Genomic DNA, 18,888 nt, shown 5'->3' on the forward strand with positions numbered 1-18,888 from the left:
AAGTGATAGTTGTACTCCAAATATACACAACTTTTTATTCATTACGATCACGTACTACTTAGGTCGTAGCAAGGTCTATTTACGGACAAATTTTAAGAAGCCTCTGGACAGCTAGCTTACCCCTCTCTGGAGGAGCTGCAAGGCCCTTCCCATCGTCTTTCCAGAAGTAGCCCGAGCGGCCTTCTAGACTAAGGCTCAAAAGCAGAGCCACAAGGCCAAGCTAAGCCACTGCTGGGCACGTGGCGAATTCTCCCTAAATTCGTGCTCGGAGCGGCGTGCCTCTCGACGAAGGGCCGCCAGCTCCGCAGCAAGGTGTACAAATAAAGGAAAGGAATGCAAGGACGCTAGGCTCAGGACTCAGCCAAGCCTCGTCCCAGTCACTCGAGGAACACATGACGCAGCAAGCACAGCAGACATTCATCACCGCCGAGGTGCATCGGCGGCTATTGACGCCCCAGCTCTTCGACGCGATAGCAGGCCTCTGCTTCGCCGACGGGCGCTTCGAGGAGCTGCCGCTTATCACGAGGTACAGCAGCGTGGACTTGCTTAGGGACTACTTCGACGGCGAGGAGCTATCGCGCTACCTGCTTTCCCTGGCCGAGGGCTTACTGCGCGACAGCCGGATCTACCACCGACGCTTGCTCCCACCGCACGTCTACGATAGCCTCTTCAGCTGCCTGACCTTCGTAGACCTCGAGGAGGAATGGGAGGAGGTGGGCTTCTGCGTGCCACAGCTCTTCTTCAGTACGCTCCCCACGGTCAGCTACCTAGACAGCGCCGAGCGCCTCGGGCTGGAGGCGCAGCCTACCTTCGGACGAATCTATGCCCCCTGCCTGGCGGGGCAGGAGCGGCAGATCTACAGGACGAGAACAAGACAAGGCGGAGTGGAGACTGAGCGCATCTACCTGCTCGCCGCCGAGGAGCTGCTCGCAGACAAGCCACCCCACACAGAACAAAGCCTATGACAAGCCAAGGACAGCTCCTAATGAAGGGCGATAAACGAAGTCTAAAGAAGCTCCTTATCGAGCAGCTCGTGGATCTCATAGAGGCAGAGCTTAAGGCCAAGATCAGCACGCAGCTCGGGCGCAATGAGGTGAGCTTTAGGCTGCAGGAGGACGCGATAGAAGTCTTGCGGATGCGCTTCCTGACTGGGACGCACGTCCCTATGGGGGCGGCCTTAGCCTTCATCTTCCACATCAGCGTCACCCAGGGACGGATCGGCAGCCTCCTGAGGTCCTTACTCGATGAAGGGAACAAGCTACAGAGTGTCTATACCGAGCACTCCTCTAACCTCACCCGAAGGGCAGCATTCAGGAACTACGGCATAGTCTGCCTGTATCCTGGCGAGGATGCTCGCAGCCTTGCCCAGCTACTTCTCCCGCCACTTGTCAGGGACTTCATCTCCCCTGCGCTCGCCCTGCTCCGAGAAGAGGAGGTAGTCCTAAGCCAGGTAGTCGCCAAGCCAAGCGCCTATGCCTATCCCCTAGCGACGATCCTGATCCTCCTTTGGCTACAAGGGCGGCTGGATGATTACGAACAGCTGCTCTCTGCTTACCCTGACTTCAAGCCCAGTGATCGCGGACTCGTCCAGCGCCACCAAGTGCTCGAGCAGCTCCGCAGCTTAACGCGCCTGGAGGAGCTACTCGCAGACAAACCACACGACGATACGGCACTAGTCCAAATAGAATCATAATGAAGGAGCAGCAAGCAGCCCACGCTGACAAGATCAAGGTCTCCCTCCTGCGCGAGCCGTAGGGGTAAGCCCCCGCAATTCGCAAGACATATACACTATATATTATGGGCAAGCAGCAAGGTAGTATTCGTCCAGCGAGCGAGCCCGCCCTATTCCACGGGGCGGAGTACGTCGTGGAGGCGCCGCTGAAGAGCGCGGAGGCCGTCGAAGCAGTATACTTGGGCGACTTCCCAGGTAAGGAGGCGCTCATCCACTTCTATACTGAGGTGGGGGCGGGCTCCTTCCCAGACGGGGCGTGTGTCACTTCGGCTGAAGGCGAGGGCGAGGAAGCGCCCGAGTACGGGATGGAGGTCGAGCGCTTCTTCTCCCTAGAGGAGATCCCTGACTACCTAGCCGAATACCAGGAGTTCGGCGACTTCGAGACCTACTGCGCGGGCTATATCCCGATCGCGGGCGATGGCTTCGGGAATGACTTCTTCGTGAGTACCCGCACGGGGGAGGTCTTCTACCTAGACCACGAGTACGGCTTCGAGGAAGGGATCCTCAGGGTCGCAGGGAGCTTCGCCGAGTTCCTTTCCTCGATCTCCCCCCTTGAGCCAGGCACGGCTGACTAAGGCCTAAGGGGCAAGCTCCGCCTCCCCACTCTGAGCACCGCGACCAGCAACCAAGACAGCAGCCCAGCCCTATGCCCAAGGATCCTCAGGCATAGGGCTGGGCTTCCTTATGGATATCAGTCAGCGCTCTGAGGGACGTCAGTCAGGAGTGTGAGGTACGCCCCTCAGCGGCTCCACGGATATCCCTCAGCGCGCCCAGCTACGCCCGTCACGAGCGCCGCACCGAGATCGGGAATGAATTACTACCTTTGAGCCAGGGAACTAACCTCTTCTATTAAGACCACCGCAATGAAGATGAAGACACTAGGCCTGGCCCTCCTTGGCCTCCTCGGCAGCAGCACGCTCGCCGCTCGGGCACAGAGCTCGGACAGCATCGCCCACACGCTCCTGGTAGCGAACTACGACTACAGCTGTCGCAGTACCGACGCCCAGGGGAAGCAGCTCACCATCAGCTACGGCCTCACGCTGCAGGTCGGCCAGGATCAGGCATGTACCCTCGGGCGCAAGCGCCACGACGGGGAGAAGGATCAGAGCGAGCAGCTGCTCTACGTCCCCACCACCTGGCAGAACTACCCCACAGGCCGCATGACCTCCCTCGAGACCGTACCCCCCTACCGCTACCTCACCGATGAGGCGATGCGCCCGCTCCGCTGGACGATGCTCACGGAGCGCGACTCGATCTGCGGGCACCTCTGTCAGAAGGCTACCGCCGAGTACGCGGGACGCAAGTGGACGGCTTGGTTCGCCGAGAGCCTCCCCACGCGCTTCGGCCCCTGGCGCCTGAGCGGGCTCCCTGGACTGATCCTGCGCGCCGTATCGGAGGACGGCATCCACCGCTTCGAATGCCTCGGCGTAGAGGCCGTGAAGGAAGCCATCAGCTACAGCGTGCCCGAGGGGGCGGTGAAGTGTCCACGGAGCAAGTTCGTCGCGCTACGCAACCGCCTCTTCGGTAACCCCAACTACCTCACCCAGCCCTACTACTATATCAAGCCCGAGGAGATCAGTAGCATGACCGTCGTGAAGGGCGCGATGATCCTCGGGGATGTACTGATCAACATGAAGCCTGCCAAGTTCCAGCCCCTAGACTACTAAGCGCGCATGCTACGGCGCCTCTTACTCCTCCTGGTGCTCCTGGTGGGGCTCTCCCCTGCCCGAGCTCAGGCGCAGAGCCAGCCCCAGCTACGACGGATGAGCCTCAGCGGACAGCTGCGCTCGGGCACGGAGCCCGTGGCGGGTGCGGTGCTCGCACTCCTACAGCCCACCGACTCCAGCATGCTGGCCTATGCCATCACGGACAGCCAGGGGCGCTACACGCTCCAGCTCGAGACGGCGCTCCCCGAGCTGCTGCTGCGCGTGCGCAGCCTAGGCTACCGCCCCCAGCTGCGGCGGATCAAGGCCGAGACCCAGAGGCTCGACCTCAGCCTAGAGCGCGAGGAGCGGCTGCTACGGGAGGTGCTGGTCAAGGCACAGCGGCTATGGGCGCAGCGCGACACGCTGAACTACCTCGTCTCGGCCTACACCCTGCAGCAGGACCGCACCATAGGGGACGTGCTGCGTAGGCTACCTGGCATCACCATCGAGGACAACAAGGTGATCAAGTACCAGGGCGTCCCGATCAACCGCTTCTATATCGAAAACCTCGACCTCCTACGGGGGCGCTACAATCTGGCCACCGAGGGGATCAAGGCCGAGGACGTGGCCACCGTGCAGGTACTGGAGCATCACGAGCCCGTGCGTGCGCTGCAGGATCAGCGCCCCGCGCAGCAGGCCGCCATCAACCTACGGCTCAAGGACAAGGCCAAGGGCGTATGGTCGAAGGCCCTACGCCTAGGGGCGGGTGCCTATGCCCCTGGCCCCCTATGGGACGCCACCCTGCAGGCGAGCTACTTCGGCAAGGGGCGGCAGCAGCTCCTCCGCTACAGCAGTGACAATCTAGGACGCGATCACGATCCAGCAGCCGTACTCTATGGTGCCTTCGTCAGCGAGCCCACACAGCTGCTGGAGCTCGTGGCACATGGCCGCCCACCCGTAGGCAATGGCCTCTTCGGCTACCGCCACGGCGCCCACCTCAGCTCCCTTACCAAGCTCGCCGACAGCGCCAGTCTCAGCTACCAGCTCCACTACCGACATCAGTCCACCCACGGCAGCTCCCTCACCGAGACCTCCTACCTCCTGCCCGAGGGGACGAGGCTGCAGCTCACCGAGGACATCAGCGACCGCACGCAGCGCCACGCCACGGAGCTCCAGCTGAGCTACGAGAAGAACCGCGCGCAGAGCTTCGTCAGCAGCACGCTCGTCCTCTCAGGAGAGTGGAATGAGGGGCGCGGGGAGCTGAGCTCCGTGAGCCGCAGGCTCCCCCAGGCTGCGGGAGGCACGGCCGAGATCGGGGAGCGCCTGCAGGCCCTGCATCACCGCACGCTCCGACTGAATAGCCACACGCGCTGGGTGCACCGCGGGGCAGGCGGGGCAGGCTTCGAGTGGAGCTCCACCAACAGCCTCAGTTCGTCGCCTCAGGCCCTAGTGCTGGAGGGGAGCAAGGCAGCACGCCAAGACCTCAGCCTGAGCACCTACGCCTCCTCCAATACGCTCGAGCTGCTGCGCAAGGTCGAGACGCAGCGCTGGACGCTCTCGGCAACAGCGCATCTCGACGCCCGCTACACGACGCTGAGCTCCAGCCTCACCCACCCCGACGTCCCTAGGGGAGGCCGTGGCGAGCTAAGCCATCTACACACCCGCCTCGCGCTGGGCCCCATCCTACGCTACAGCCACGGGACGCTCCAGGGCTCGCTCCGCCTCCCACTCGCCCTCGGCTACACCCTGCTGGACAATACCCCTGTAGCAGGCGAGCGCAGTGATGCCCAGCGGCTGAAGCTGCACCTACAGCCCTCCCTCAGCCTATCGTGGAGGCTCAGTGACAGCTATAGCCTGCAGGCTGGTACCAGCTACAGCGCCAGCGAGACCCCCTGGCGCCAGCTGCTCACAGCGACCATCATGCAGAGCTACCGCAGTCTAGCGCGCTACCGCGCTGCGCTCCACGACAGCCACGCCGCTAGTGCCGAGGCCCGGCTCTCCTATCGGGATCTATTCAGCCGCATCTTTGCCCACATCGAGGCGGGCTGGCGGCGCTCGTGGAGTGACATCAGCTACGGCACACGGCTCGACGAGGAGGGGCAGCGCCTCCTCGAGGCCGCCTACCTCCCCCACCACAGCGAGCGCTACACGCTCACAGCCTACGGGCGCAAGGATCTCGACTGGCAGACGACACAGCTCGCCCTCTCGGCTACGCTCTCCCGCAGCGAGCAGGAGCTCCTCCGTCAGGGCGTCCGCCTCCACTACCGCGCCCTGGGCTACGGCCTACAGGGCTCCGTCGGGCTCGACCTCACCAGCGGCTACCGCCTCGAGTATGATGCCCGCTGGCAGGGGCTCCGCTCCGAGCTCGTGGAGCAGCGCCTCTGGAGCGGCGCACTGACGCAGCGCCTCCAGCTGAGCCTCGCCCTCCTGAACGCACGGCTGCAGGCCAAGCTCCATGCCAAGCACAGCCACGATAGCAGCCTCGCCCTCGGGCAGCGGGACTTCCTCTTCCTCGGGGCGAGCCTGAGCTACAAGCCCAATCGACGCCTGGAGCTCATCCTCGACGGCGACAACCTCAGCGACATCCGCAGCTACGCCACCCGCCGCCTCGAGGAGCTCGAGGAATACCGCAGTGTCTATCACCTGCGCCCCCGCTCGCTCGTCCTCTCCCTACGCCTGACCCTCTGAGCCAGCGCGCACGCCCTGTGCTGAGGCACTGCGGGTAGCTCCTTCCCCCTTTCACTTACCCCCTACCCTCCTCATGCTCCAGTTCGCTGGGGCACAATACGTCTATGCTCATTGCGAGGAGGGGGCGAGGCAGCGGAGCAGCTGAGGACAGAAGGCAGGGCTAAGGGGGAGGGGGCGTGAAGGCTATCCGTCAGCGCTCTGAGGGACGTCAGTCAGGAGCGCAAGGGATAGCCATGAGCCAACTGAGGGATATCCCTTACGGAGGCGGGAGGCCGCCCGCAGCGCGGTGGATCGATGGAGGGCCTCGAGTGGGAGACCCTAGGCAAGCCTTCGCACGCCTCTCGGGGGCGTGGTCATCAGGCCTTCGGGCAAGGCTAGAGCCTCAGCGTGTACGTCAGCGCGACCCGCCAGGCGGCGAGGGCTCGAGGCAGGCCCAGCGGCTCGGGATAGGGATTGGACCTCAGCCCCTCCCTAAATCGGCCTAGTCTTGTCTAAGTGTATGATTTTCCCTATTTTTGTGGCTAATTGTTGCGGGCAGCTCTAGGGCTGCCTGTGGTATCCAAGACAAGAGTAATACATTATATAGAACAAGAAGAAATGGCTGTATCGATTAAGCAGACTTCGGACGTAGCTGCCGTCATCACCGTCTCGGTGAAGGGAGCAGACTACCAGGCACAGGTAGAGAAGGAAATCAAGAACTATCAGAAGAAGGCTACGCTGCCTGGCTTCCGTAAGGGGCACGCACCTCTGGGCCTGATCAAGAAGCAGGTCGGCGAATCCATCAAGGTAGATGAGATCAACCGCTACGTGGTCAAGGAGCTCTTCGGCTACATCGACGAGCAGAAGCTCCAGATCCTCGGGCAGCCCCTGCCCGTAGTCGCAGACTATGACTTCGCTACGCAGGAGGACTTCGACTTCGCCTACGACGTGGCTCTGGCACCCAGCATCGACGTCCAGCTGAGCAAGGAGGACAAGCTGACCTACTACAACATCGCCGCTACCAAGGAGATGGAGGACGAGCAGATCAAGCACATGCTCGACAACGCTGGCACACAGATCGACGCCGAGGAGGTCGCTGACAACGATGTCGTCTACGGCCGTATGGTCGAGCTCGCAGGCGGTGCGCCCAAGGAAGGCGGTATCGTCGCAGAGAAGGCCCTCATCCTCCCCCGCTTCGCACGCAACGAAGAGCAGAAGGCTAAGCTCATCGGCGCTAAGCTCGGTGACGTCCTGACGCTCGTCCCCTACAGCCTCTATGATGGCCAGCCCGCAGAGCTCACCTCGCTGCTCGACATCAAGCGTGAGGACGTGCCCGCACTCGAGGGCGTCGAATTCAGCTACGAGATCAACAAGATCTCCCGCCGTCAGCCCGCTGAGATGAACGAAGCCTTCTTCGTCGAGGCCTTCGGTCAGGAGAGCGAGATCCGCACGGAGGAGGCACTGCGCCAGAACATCCGTGAGAGCTTCGGCGAGCAGTTCGCTACCGAGAGCGACTTCAAGTTCGCCCGCGACCTGCGTGAGCTGCTGCTGGCCAAGGCTGGTGACGTCAAGTACGACGAGGCCCTGCTGAAGCGCATCTTCCTGGCCAACAATAAGGAGGCTAAGGAAGAGGACATCGACCGCGACATGCCCCAGGTGCTGAAGGACATCACCTTCGACCGCATCAAGGGTGACCTACTGAAGGCGCACAACGTCAAGATCGAGGATGCCGACCTCGAGAAGCTGGCTCTGATCGTGGCCAAGAACCAGTTCGCCATGTACGGTATGACCTCTGTGCCCGATGACCTGCTGGCTAGCTACGCCAAGAACATGCTGCAGGACGAGCGCACGAAGGAGAACCTCATCGACCGCGTCGCCGACTCCAAGCTCGCTGAGATCGCCAAGTCCGTGATCAGCGTCGAGGAGAAGACGGTAACTCCCGAGGAGTTCAATGCTCTGGTGAACGGAGCCAAGGCCTAAGGCCACGCCCCTCCCATCGAAGGTCTCTCCACAGGGTCTACGCTCTGTAGAGAGACCTTCGTCTTGTCCACTCGCTAGCCCTCGCAGAGGGGCGAGCATTCACTCGACACCCCTATTACCTATAGCTTATGATCACAGTCAGCGATCTCTCTGTGCAGTTCGGGAAGCGCATCCTCTTCCAGGACGTCAACCTCAAGTTCACCCCCGGCAACTGCTACGGCATCATCGGGGCTAACGGTGCCGGTAAGTCTACCCTACTACGCACCATCAGCGGCGCCCTCGATCCTACGCGTGGGAGCGTCACCCTCGGCCCTGGCGAGCGCCTCTCGGTACTGAGCCAGGACCACTATGCCTTCGACGAGTACACCGTCATGGATACGGTGCTGATGGGGCACAGCGTCCTCTGGGCCATCATGGAGGAGAAGAACGCCCTCTATGCCAAGCCTGACTTCAACGACGAGGACGGCAACCGCGTGGCCGAGCTCGAGGACAAGTTCGCCGAGATGGAGGGCTGGAATGCCGAGAGCGATGCCGCCATGCTCCTGAGCGGCCTCGGCATCAAGGAGGACCTCCACTACAAGCTGATGAAGGAGCTCAGCGGTAAGGAGAAGGTACGCGTGCTGCTGGCACGTGCCCTCTACGGCAAGCCCGACAACCTCCTGCTCGACGAGCCGACCAATGACCTCGACCTCGAGACCGTGGCTTGGCTGGAGCACTACCTCTCAGAGTACGAGCAGACGGTGCTCGTGGTCAGCCACGACCGTCACTTCCTCGACTCGGTCTGCACGCACACGGTGGATATCGACTTCGGCCGCGTACAGCAGTTCGCTGGTAACTATAGCTTCTGGTACGAATCCAGCCAGCTCGCCCTGCGCCAGCAGCAGCAGCAGAACAAGAAGGCAGAGGAGAAGCGCAAGGAGCTGGAGGAATTCATCCGTCGCTTCAGCGCCAATGTGGCCAAGAGCAAGCAGACCACCAGCCGCAAGAAGATGCTGGAGAAGCTGAACGTCGAGGAGATCAAGGCCAGCAGCCGCCGCTACCCAGGGATCATCTTCACCCCCGACCGTGAGCCAGGCAACAAGATCCTTGAGGTCAAGGGTCTGACGGCCTACGCCGACGACGGCACGCTCCTCTTCCGCGACCTCAACTTCAACGTAGAGAAGGACGACAAGATCGTCTTCATCAGTCGAGACCCACGTGCTATGACGGCGCTCTTCCAGATCATCAACGACGAGGAGAAGGCCAGCGAAGGCAGCTACGAGTGGGGGCAGACGATCACGATGGCCTACCTACCGCTGGACAACTCTGCCTTCTTCGACACGGACATGAACCTTGTGGAGTGGCTCTCGCAGTTTGCCGCCGACACCAATGAGGTTTACCTCAAGGGCTTCCTCGGGCGTATGCTCTTCTCTGGCGAAGAGATCCTCAAGAGCGCCTCTGTCCTCTCTGGGGGCGAGAAGATGCGCTGCATGATCTCGCGTATGATGCTCAAGAACGCCAATACGCTCGTCCTTGACAGCCCTACCAACCACCTCGACCTCGAGTCCATCCAGGCCTTCAACAACACGCTCAAGGCCTTCAAGGGCAATGTCCTCTTCACCAGCCATGACCATGAGTTCATCCAGACGGTCGCCAATCGTATCATCGAGCTGACGCCCGGCGGGATCATCGACAAGATCATGGACTACGACGACTACATCACCGACCCCACGGTCGCTGAGCTCAAGGCCAAGTACTACGGCAACTAAGCCGAGCTACCGAAGCCTCTCAAAGCACACAGCCCCCGAGCCGCAGATCTGCGGGCTCGGGGGCTGTGTGCTTTGTAGGGCTAGGGCTGCAGCCTGATGCGAAGGGCTGCGTTGTGCTTCATGGGAGGAGGCGCCGTCTGAGCGGACCAGTCTCGGCGGGCTAGTGCTAGCCGCACTCCCCTTGTGCCGAGGGCTCGGGCGCAAGCTGGGCGTAGTGCCATTCATCTAGGATGCGGCCGTTCTTGATCACAGCACGCTCCAGGACGCAGCAGAGGCGATAGCCGGCCTTCTCGAGGACGCGCTGCGAGGCTTTGTTGTAGTCGAAGACTCCCGCGAAGATGCGTACCAGCCCAAGCTGCTCGAAGCCGTAGGCCGTCATCAGCCGTGCCGCCTCGCTCGCATAGCCGCGTCCCCAGTAGGGCTCACCGATCCAGTAGCCCAGCTCGGCCGAGCAGCGGTGGATGTCTACCCCTGGGACGAGGCCGACGACACCGACCAGCTGCCCCTCAGCCTCAATGGCGAAGTTCAGCTGCGGGCAGTCGGCTTGGCAGAGGGCGATGAAGGCCTCGGCATCCTCGAGGCTATAGGGAGAGGGGATGAAGTCGCGAAGGTTATCCCAGATGCGGCGATTATTGCACAGCGCCGCGAGGGTAGGAGCATCCTCGGGCACGAGGGGACGGAGGCGTACGGAGCTCATAGTAGTGGCTAGCTAGGGTCAAGGGCAAAGGACAATAAAGAACGAGCCCCAGCGGCTCCTCGATCGAGGGGGCGCTGGGGCTCGTCGTGCTTGGGATCTCTAGCTACTAGAGCTCGGGCTGGATCAGAGCTACCCACTTCTCGATGCGCTCATCGGTGAGGTCGGACTGATTGGCCTCGTCGATGCAGAGCCCGATGAGCTTGCCATCCTCTTCGGAGGCCGTAGCGTCGTAGCTGTAGCCTTCGGGAGCGATCGCGCCGATGAAGGTCACGCCAGCACCCGCCAGGCCTTCCTTGATCTTAGCCAGAGCCTCACAGAAGCTGTCGGGATAGCTGTCGGCATCTCCACAGCCGAAGAGGGCTACCTTCTTCCCAGAGAGGGGCTGCTCAGCGAGCTTGGGGAGGAAGTCCTCCCAGTCGTCCTGCAGGTCACCGATCCCCCAGGTCGAGGAGCCGAGGAGGAGCACGTCGAAGGCTGCTGCCTCTGCAGCGCTTGCGCTCGCTACGTCAAAGATGTTTGCTTCAGCACCGAGTGCCTTACCGAGGCGCTGTGCTACCTCACTCGTCGAGCCCGTAGAAGAGCCGTAGAAAATACCAATCTTGCTCATATTATTCTAGCGATGATATGTTAGTAATGTGATTTGCTTCAGCAAAGATAGTAAACTATCTCAGCACTGCACACCTCAGAGGCCTACTCGACCTCCTTGATGAGCCCGTGGCGGTAGGCGTAGAGCAGCTTCTTGAGCTCGGATACCTGATCCTTGAGCACGCCGCCCTGGTCCGTAGCCTGCACCAGCACACGGTCGGTGGCGTACTCTCTGACTACAGAGGTACTGCTGATATCGGCCATATGCTCGATGGCCTCCTTGGTCGAGCTGAAGGGCTCGTGCTTCACTAGGTGCAGCCCCTGCGAGTTGAAGATCAGCGTGTAGCCCGCGATCCCCGTGCTCGACTGATAGGCACGGCTGAAGCCTCCGTCGATGAGCATCAGCTTGCCCCCAGCCTGTAGCGGGTGCTCGCCCTTGACGGCCTTGACGGGCACGTGCCCATTGATGATGTGCGTGTCGGGGCCCGTCAGACCGAACTCCTCAAGGATGCGCTCGCACACCTCCTGCTCCGTACGGTAGACATAGTAGTAGCCCTTCTCCTCGTGGTGCGTAGCCTTGTCGGCGATGAAGTAGCGCTCGAAGGTCGTCATCGCGCTCTTATCGAAGAGCGGCGAGTCGGGGCCGCACCACAGGTACCACATGAAGTCCACAGCCTCCTCGTGCTCCTCCTGGTCGCGCGCGGTCCAGTGCGCCAGGCGGACGAACTCGTCCACGCGGTCCATCAGCGCACGCCCTGCGTAGAGCTTCTTACCGATGCGTACCTTGCGGAAGCTCTTGTCCTTGTTGAGGGGCACGGAGGCGTGGAAGAGGAGGTTATGGTTGTAGGTCAGGTACATGCTGCCCTTCTTGTAGAGGAAGTTGATGTGCGCACGCAGCTTGTCACTGTGGCGGAAGGAGTGCAGCAGACGCTCTACGACCTCGGCCTCCTGCTCAGTCAGGCGGTAGGGGTCGCTGGGGTCCACGGTCGGGAAGTGGGTATCCTTCAGCGGGTGTGTCTGTCCGTCGGGCAGGGTGATCGTCCCCTCACCGAAGTTGATGCGATGCAGTAGGTCGCGATCCTCCATGTGGTACTCGGGACGGCGGGCGATGATCTGGTGCTCGAGCTTGAACTGGATGATGGCGATGGCCTTGTGCATCTGCCCCATCAGCACGAGGCTCTTGTCGTCGTACTTCTCATCCGTATCGCCGAGCTTGGGCTTGAAGGCCTCGCAGGGATCGCTGCCGTAGACCTCCATCGCTAGACGCGCCAGTGGGAGCATATTGATCCCATAGCCACCCTCGAGCGTAGCGGAGTTGGCATAGCGCAGGGCGATACGTATGGCGTTGGCCATGCTGGCGGCATTGCCCACCGCAGCCCCCATCCAGAGCATATCGTGATTGCCCCACTGGAAGTCGAGGTTGTGGTAGGTTAAGAGGCGCTCCATGATGACATCAGCCCCTGGGCCGCGGTCGAAGACGTCGCCCACGATATGCAGCCGGTCGATCGCCAGGCGCTGGATGGTCTCGCACAGGGCCGTGATGAAGTCATCGGCCTGCCCCGTCTCGATGATGGAGTCGAGGATAGCACCGACGTAGGCAGACTTCTTGGGGTTCATGCTGTCCTCGTGCGTCAGCTCCTGCGTGATGTAGCTGTACTGCGGGGGCAGCGCCTTGCGCACCTTACTGCGGGTGTACTTCTCGCTGACGCGCTGCAGCACCTTGATGAGCTGATTGAGCGTGACCTTGTACCAGTCATTGGAGATCTGGTCCGTCTGCGCTAGGCGCTCGAGGCTCTCCTTGGGGTAGTAGATGAGGGTGCAGAGCTGGCGAAGCTCCTGCTCGCGGATCTGGCCTGAGAAGAGGCTCTCTACCTTGGTACGGATGGTCCCCGAGGCATTCTTCAGCACGTGGATGAAGGCCTCGTACTCGCCGTGGATGTCGGCCAGGAAGTGCTCCGTCCCCTTAGGGAGGTTGAGGATGGCCTGGAGGTTCATGATCTCCGAGGCTGCCGCCGCGGCATTGGGGAACTGCTTGGAGAGCAGGCCGAGGTACTTGAGTTCGCGTTCTGTGATGTCCATAGTTGTAGGGTCGTATCGTTTGGGGATGTATTCCTATTACCTATTGCTGGCCGACCTCGCGCACCTGCTTGACGCCCGAGGCCGATCGTATCTTCTTGATGAGGATAGTGAGCGCCTCGCGACGCTCGTAGTAGAGGACGAAGGTGCCGTGGAAGAGGCCGTCCTCTGAGTGGATGGAGTAGCTGCGGAGCTTGATCCCTGCCTCCTTGCGGATGAGCGAGGTGATGTTGGTCGCTATGGCCAGCTCGTCGCGCCCGATGACCTCGAGGCTCGCCAGCTGGCTGTACCCCTCGTCGCCATTCCAGCGCGCGGCGATGATCTTGTGCGGCGAGTGGGCGAACATATCGGGTGCGTTGGGGCAGCTGGTGCGGTGCACCTTGATGCCGCGACTCGTCACCAGGCCGAAGACCTCGTCCCCGAAGAGCGGGTGGCAGCACTGCGCCAGGCTGTAGGCCACCCCCGAGAGGCCGCGGTCGAGGATCAGCATCTCCTTGCTCGAGAGAGGCTGGTCAGCCTCCTGTGGCTCCGTGTAGACGAAGGCCTCAGCTGAGCGCGCAGCGCCGATCGTGGGGCTAGCCTCGAACTGGGCGACCTGCGTCAGCTCCTGCTCGTAGAGGCCAAGGATCTCCGCCGTGTCGATCCGCTCGTGCGTCAGGTCACGGTAGAAGTCGGAGAGCGTCTTGTAGCCCTTGCGCTGCGTGATGCGGATGAAGGCCGCTTCGTCGAAGGGTAGCTTGCGGTTCTTGATCCTGCGGCGTATCATCTCCTTCGCCAGCGCGATGCCCGACTCCTCCTCGGCGCGCAGCAGCTGGCGGATCTTGGCCTTGGCCTTGGGGCTGACGACGATGGACAGCCAGCCTGGCTTGGGACTCTGCTGCGGGGCGGTGAGCACCTCGACGCTGTCGCCATTGTTCAGCACGTGGCGCAGCGAGGCGTTCTTACCGTTGACCTTACCCGAGATGGCCTTAGCGCCCACACGGCTGTGGATGGCAAAGGCAAAGTCCAGAAGGGTCGCCCCTAGCGGGAGCTTGAGGATCTCGCCCATGGGGGTGAAGACATAGATCTCCTGCGCCTTGAGCGTCAGCAGCGAGGCCTCCAGCGTCTGGCGCTTCTCCTCCTCGTGCTCGGAGGTCTTGACCGCCTCGAGGGCCTCACGGACGGAGGCGAGGAATTCGTCCAGCCCGTTCTCACTCTTGATCCCCTTGTAGCGCCAGTGTGCCGCCACGCCCTGCTCGGCGATGGCATCCATGCGGCGCGTACGTATCTGCACCTCTACCCACTTGTTCTCAGGGCCCATGACCGTGGTGTGCAGGCTCTCGTAGCCGTTGCTCTTGGGGATGGAGATCCAGTCCTTGAGACGCTCGGGATTGGGGCGGTACATGTCGGTGATGATGGAGTAGACCTGCCAGCAGGCACTGCGCTCGCGCTCGGCCGGCACGTCGAGGATGACGCGTATGGCGAAGAGGTCATAGATGTCCTCGAAGTTCTGCTTGCGTAGCTTGTTGCTGATGGAGCTGACGCTCTTGACGCGTCCCTTCATCTCGAAGGGCACGCTGAGCTCACGCTCCAGCTGCGCCCGCACGGGGGCGATGAAGGAGGCGATATAGGCGTCGCGGGCGTGCTTGGTCTCGCCGAGCTTGCGGGTGATGAAGCCGTAGGTCTTGGGCTGGAGGTACTTGAGGCAAAGGTCCTCCATCTCGCCCTTGATGGTGTAGAGTCCTAGGCGGTGGGCGATCGGGGCGTAGAGGAAGGAGGTCTCACGCGCCAGCTCCTGCTGGTCGGCCTCGCGGAACATCGAGCGGGCATGCCTCAGCAGATACAGCCGATCGGCTATGATCAGCAGCACGACGCGTATGTCCTCGGCCATGGAGATCAAGAGGCGATGGAAGTTCTCCGAGCTGATGGACTCACGCCGCGTGTAGAGCTCGGCCGTGCGCGCCAGCAGCTGCAGGAGGCGTACCTCCTCGGCTCCCAGCTCGCGCCCCAGCTCCTCGAGGCTCAGGGTACCGCCCTGCACGGGGCGATAGAGCAGCACCGCCAGAGCGCAGTGATGATCCAGTCCCAGCTCGCCGAGGACGAGCAGTGCCACCTCCAGATGCTGGACCAAGCCAGGGATGCTGTGCGTCCCCTCTTGACTGGACTCGAAGCAGCCCGCCTCCTGCGCCGCGCGCAGCCAGAGATAGACACGACGTATTTGCTCGGGGCTCAGCTGAGCATGCAGCTGCCCGAGGAGCTGGCGGCTACAGCGCCAGAGTGCTTGCACTTCGTGGGGTCTAAACATCGGACAAGTAGTGGTCTAAGGGTGACTAGTAGCTGCAATAAAGGTACGAAAAGACCTCCGTCAATCCAATAGACGGCGTCTACCGACCCTTTGCCCTCGTCTACTCCTCGCCCGCAGCTGCGGCCATCGCTAAGCGAAGCGAAGCGCGCCATCCACCTCGACCGAAGGCCTTACGCTGGGGGACTTAGCTCGTCCCCCTCAGCCTCTTAGCCCGCCGCACAGAGGCTCGTGACGAAGCCTTATAAGGCAGTCAGCGAGCCTACATCATAGGCTTGGCGAGCGAAGATCATAGACTTCCCGAGCAAAGTAATAGTATTGCTTGGGATTTATTATATAACTTCTCGGGAAATATTATATTACTTTCTGCGAAATATTATATAACTTTTCTCCAAATATTATATAACTTTTCCCGAATTATTATATTACTTTTCCCGAGAACTTATATAAGAATGCTGGAGAAGTAATATAAGAAAGCGCAAGAAGTATTATTACTTCGCTCGCTCAGCTTAGGAGAAAAGCTCGCCCTACCTTATATATAGCCTTGCCCGCCCCGATAGCTAAGCTCGGCCTACCTTATATATAGGGCTGCTCTACCTTATATATAAGGCGCGCGCGAGGGAGCTGTCGGGGCGGGGGGAGTAGCTGGCCAAGGCCGTACGGCGCGGCTCGGCATATTGGCTTATCTTTGCGTAACGCGGCCCTCAGACGGGCCTTATCCCTGCGCAGACGAGTGCGCTGGGAGACTACAAACATCAGCACAGACAATGCATCATCCAGCACATGGGGCGAGCGTCACACGCTTCGCCGATATAGAGATCCTACGCTACACGATCCCAGGCTTCGAGGCGCTGCCTCTGGAGCGTAAGCTCTTCGTCTATCACCTTAGCCAGGCAGCTCTGGCGGGGCGGGACATCGCCTTCGATCAGAATGGACGTCACGGCCTCCGCCTACGTGCCCTCCTGGAGGGCATCTACCGCCACTACAGCGGCGAGCGCACGACGGCCGACTTCCGCGCCCTAGAGGAATACCTCTTCCGCCTGTGGTTCTCCTCGGGCATACATCATCACTACGGCTCGGAGAAGTTCGAGCCGCACTTCAGCCGCAGCTTCCTCACAGAGGCACTGGACGAGGTGCAGGAGGAGACGGGACAGCTGCTGCGCTTCCGCGGCAAGGAGCTCACGGAGCTGCTGGACCTGATCTTCGACCCCACGATCGCCCCCAAGCGTACCGTGCAGACGGGCGCCGAGGATCTGCTGGCGGCCTCATCGGCGAACTTCTACGCCCCGGGCATCAAGCAGGCCGAGGCCGAGCACTTCTATCGGGAGGCCTACGCTGAGCTCAGCGAACGCGAGGCCGCTGCACCACCTTCGCTCGGGCTCAATAGCCGCCTCTCTAGCACCGAGGACGGCCGCCTCTACGAGGAGGTCTACCGCGTCGGCGGGCTCTACGGCAGTGCCCTAGAGTGCATCTCGGGGCATCTGAAGAGTGCGCTGGCCTACTGCGAGAGCGAGGAGCAGCGACAGAGCATCCTGCATCTACTGCAGTACTACAAGACGGGCGAGCTCTCCGCCTACAATGACTACTGCATCACGTGGGTCGCTGACACAGCGCCCCAGGTGGACTTCATCAACGGCTTCACCGAGGTCTATACCGATCCGCTCGGCATGAAGGGAATGTGGGAGAGCCTCGTGCACATACGCCACGAGGAGGCGAGCAAGCGCACGGCGAAGATCTGCCAGGAGGCGGGATGGTTCGAGGCGCATGCGCCCATCGACCCGCGCTTCCGCAAGGAGTCCCCCCGCGGCGTCTCCGCCACCGTCGTCTCTGTGGCCATGCTCGCAGGGGACTCCTACCCCGCCACACCCATAGGGATCAATCTGCCCAATGCAGACTGGATACGTGCCGAATACGGCTCCAAGTCCGTGACCATAGAGAACATCCACAGCGCCTACGAGATCGCCTCGGAGCACAGCGGACTGACGGAGGCCTTCGTCCACGACGCTGAGACGCTGACGCTGCTGAAGCGCTACGAGGGCACGACCGAGCAGCTGCACACCGACCTACACGAATGCCTCGGCCACGGCTCGGGGCGTCTGCTGGAGGGCGTCAGCCCCGAGGCACTCGGCGCCTACCACTCGACGCTGGAGGAGGCACGCGCGGATCTCTTCGCCCTCTACTACATGGCGGACGAGCACCTCATAGAGCTCGGCCTGCTGCCCGACGGGGAGGCCTACAAGGCTTGCTACTACCGCTACCTGCTCAATGGACTCATCACCCAGCTGGTGCGCATCCGCCCAGGACATCAGCTCGAGGAGGCCCACATGCGCAATCGCGCCCTTATCGCCCGCTACGTCCTAGAGCGCGGGGAGGCCCTCGGCGCCCTGAGCCTCGAGGGGCTCGAGCTCCGCATACACGACTATGCCGCCCTGCGCCCCATCATCGCCGAGCTGCTGGCTGAGGTGCAGCGCATCAAGAGCGAGGGCGACCAGCCCGCAGGCCGTGCCCTTGTAGAGCGCTATGCCGTAGAGGTCGATCCAGAGATGCATGCCGAGATCCTCGAGCGCTACGCCCAGCTCAACATCGCCCCCTATAAGGGCTTCGTCAATCCCCGCCTCGAGCTCGTCTACGATGCCGAGGGCGGTATCAGCGACGTCCTGGCGCACTACGACGAGGGCTATGCTGAGCAGATGCTCCGCTACTCGGAGGAGTACAGCACCCTCACCGAGGACCCCGTCGGCGCCTACGAGCTGCAGCAGCCCGAGCCCTCTGACGCCACGCTCGCCCTAGCCAAGGAGCTGCGCGGGCAGCTGCGCCACGCCATGGACGGGCAGGTGGCCAGCTCGATGCGCAGCAAGGGGCTCTACTACGGGATCAACTTCGGCATCACGCTCGATCATATCCTGCGCCTCAGTGCCCGCCTACCTCAGGACGCCGCTCTAGCACGCTACATCCTCAGCCGCGACGTACGCGAGCTGAAGATCATCGGCCAGCTCATCTACCCCGTCGAGGCCCTCAGCTACGAGGAAGCCTCCACACTGGGACGGACGACCTTCGCCAATCCCGAGCTACGCGACTACCTCGCCAAGCACCTCTTCGACCGCCATCCCGAGGCACCCTACTGGGCGCTGGACTGGATCCTCACCCCACGCGCCCAGCGCTGGGAGGATCTGCTGCCACTGGGCTTCACGATCCTAGCGCGGCAGTTCAGCCGCGGCTTCACGATCAGCTCCGAGGCGCAGCGCCGCCTCCTGCTGCGGGAGACGCTGGAGCTACTCTCCGACGAAGAGCTCCCCTACCCCACGCCACTACAGCGTGCCGCCCTACTGATGCTCAAGCGCTGGGGACGCAGCGACGAGGCGCTCCGCACGCAGCTCCTTGCTTCGGAGGCCCTCGCCCGATGGGCTGAGAGCAGCTCGGCCGTGCAGCGCGAGTTCGCCGACGACCTACGCTTCGAGCTCGAGTCCTTCTCCTGA

At 62.0% G+C, this 18,888-nt stretch carries 12 protein-coding genes; 8 read left to right on the forward strand and 4 right to left on the reverse strand.

Annotated features, from left to right (window positions below; translation table 11 throughout):
• The first annotated feature begins 392 nt into the window (after positions 1-392).
• The 7 genes from J4862_RS05245 (at position 393) to J4862_RS05275 (ending at position 9,773) form a co-directional block, all read left to right on the forward strand.
• A complete protein-coding gene (locus J4862_RS05245) occupies positions 393-965 on the forward strand; it encodes an Imm15 family immunity protein (RefSeq protein ID WP_211788078.1) in 573 nt (190 codons plus the stop codon).
• The gene (locus J4862_RS05250; protein WP_211788079.1) at positions 962-1,693 is read left to right on the forward strand and encodes a hypothetical protein; all 732 of its coding nucleotides are present in this window, start codon (positions 962-964) and stop codon (positions 1,691-1,693) included. The genes J4862_RS05245 and J4862_RS05250 overlap by 4 nt, the downstream gene beginning before the upstream one ends.
• A gap of 104 nt (positions 1,694-1,797) precedes the next feature.
• On the forward strand, positions 1,798-2,307 hold the full coding sequence (locus J4862_RS05255; RefSeq protein ID WP_211788080.1) for an SMI1/KNR4 family protein: 510 nt from the start codon (positions 1,798-1,800) through the stop codon (positions 2,305-2,307).
• A gap of 288 nt (positions 2,308-2,595) precedes the next feature.
• Entirely contained in the window at positions 2,596-3,399 is an 804-nt protein-coding gene (locus J4862_RS05260; RefSeq protein WP_211788081.1) for a GLPGLI family protein, read from the forward strand.
• A gap of 6 nt (positions 3,400-3,405) precedes the next feature.
• Complete coding sequence (locus J4862_RS05265) at positions 3,406-6,066, forward strand: carboxypeptidase-like regulatory domain-containing protein (protein WP_211788082.1); 2,661 nt, start codon at positions 3,406-3,408, stop codon at positions 6,064-6,066.
• Between the two features lie 597 nt (positions 6,067-6,663).
• Positions 6,664-8,025 carry a trigger factor gene (locus J4862_RS05270; RefSeq protein ID WP_211788083.1) on the forward strand — a complete coding sequence of 454 codons (1,362 nt, stop codon included), beginning with the start codon at positions 6,664-6,666 and terminating at the stop codon, positions 8,023-8,025.
• 128 nt (positions 8,026-8,153) lie between these two features.
• Positions 8,154-9,773 carry an ABC-F family ATP-binding cassette domain-containing protein gene (locus tag J4862_RS05275; RefSeq protein WP_211788084.1) on the forward strand — a complete coding sequence of 540 codons (1,620 nt, stop codon included), beginning with the start codon at positions 8,154-8,156 and terminating at the stop codon, positions 9,771-9,773.
• Between the two features lie 166 nt (positions 9,774-9,939).
• On the opposite strand, the gene J4862_RS05280 is transcribed toward J4862_RS05275, so the two are convergent.
• The 4 genes from J4862_RS05280 to J4862_RS05295 form a co-directional block, all read right to left on the reverse strand.
• Positions 9,940-10,470 (reverse strand): GNAT family N-acetyltransferase, encoded by a 531-nt coding sequence (locus J4862_RS05280; protein WP_211788085.1) that lies wholly within the window; start codon positions 10,468-10,470, stop codon positions 9,940-9,942.
• A gap of 106 nt (positions 10,471-10,576) precedes the next feature.
• Entirely contained in the window at positions 10,577-11,077 is a 501-nt protein-coding gene (locus J4862_RS05285) for a flavodoxin (RefSeq protein WP_211788086.1), read from the reverse strand.
• An 83-nt stretch (positions 11,078-11,160) separates the two neighbouring features.
• Positions 11,161-13,134: a fructose-1,6-bisphosphatase gene (locus tag J4862_RS05290; RefSeq protein WP_211788087.1), complete on the reverse strand. Its 1,974-nt coding sequence runs from the start codon at positions 13,132-13,134 to the stop codon at positions 11,161-11,163.
• Between the two features lie 40 nt (positions 13,135-13,174).
• On the reverse strand, positions 13,175-15,415 hold the full coding sequence (locus tag J4862_RS05295; RefSeq protein ID WP_211788088.1) for a bifunctional (p)ppGpp synthetase/guanosine-3',5'-bis(diphosphate) 3'-pyrophosphohydrolase: 2,241 nt from the start codon (positions 15,413-15,415) through the stop codon (positions 13,175-13,177).
• A 764-nt stretch (positions 15,416-16,179) separates the two neighbouring features.
• On the opposite strand from J4862_RS05295, the gene J4862_RS05300 reads away from it, so the two are divergent.
• On the forward strand, positions 16,180-18,888 hold the full coding sequence (locus tag J4862_RS05300; protein ID WP_211788089.1) for a peptidase M49: 2,709 nt from the start codon (positions 16,180-16,182) through the stop codon (positions 18,886-18,888).

It is taken from the genome of Porphyromonas sp. oral taxon 275, assembly GCF_018127745.1.
Lineage (GTDB): Bacteria > Bacteroidota > Bacteroidia > Bacteroidales > Porphyromonadaceae > Porphyromonas.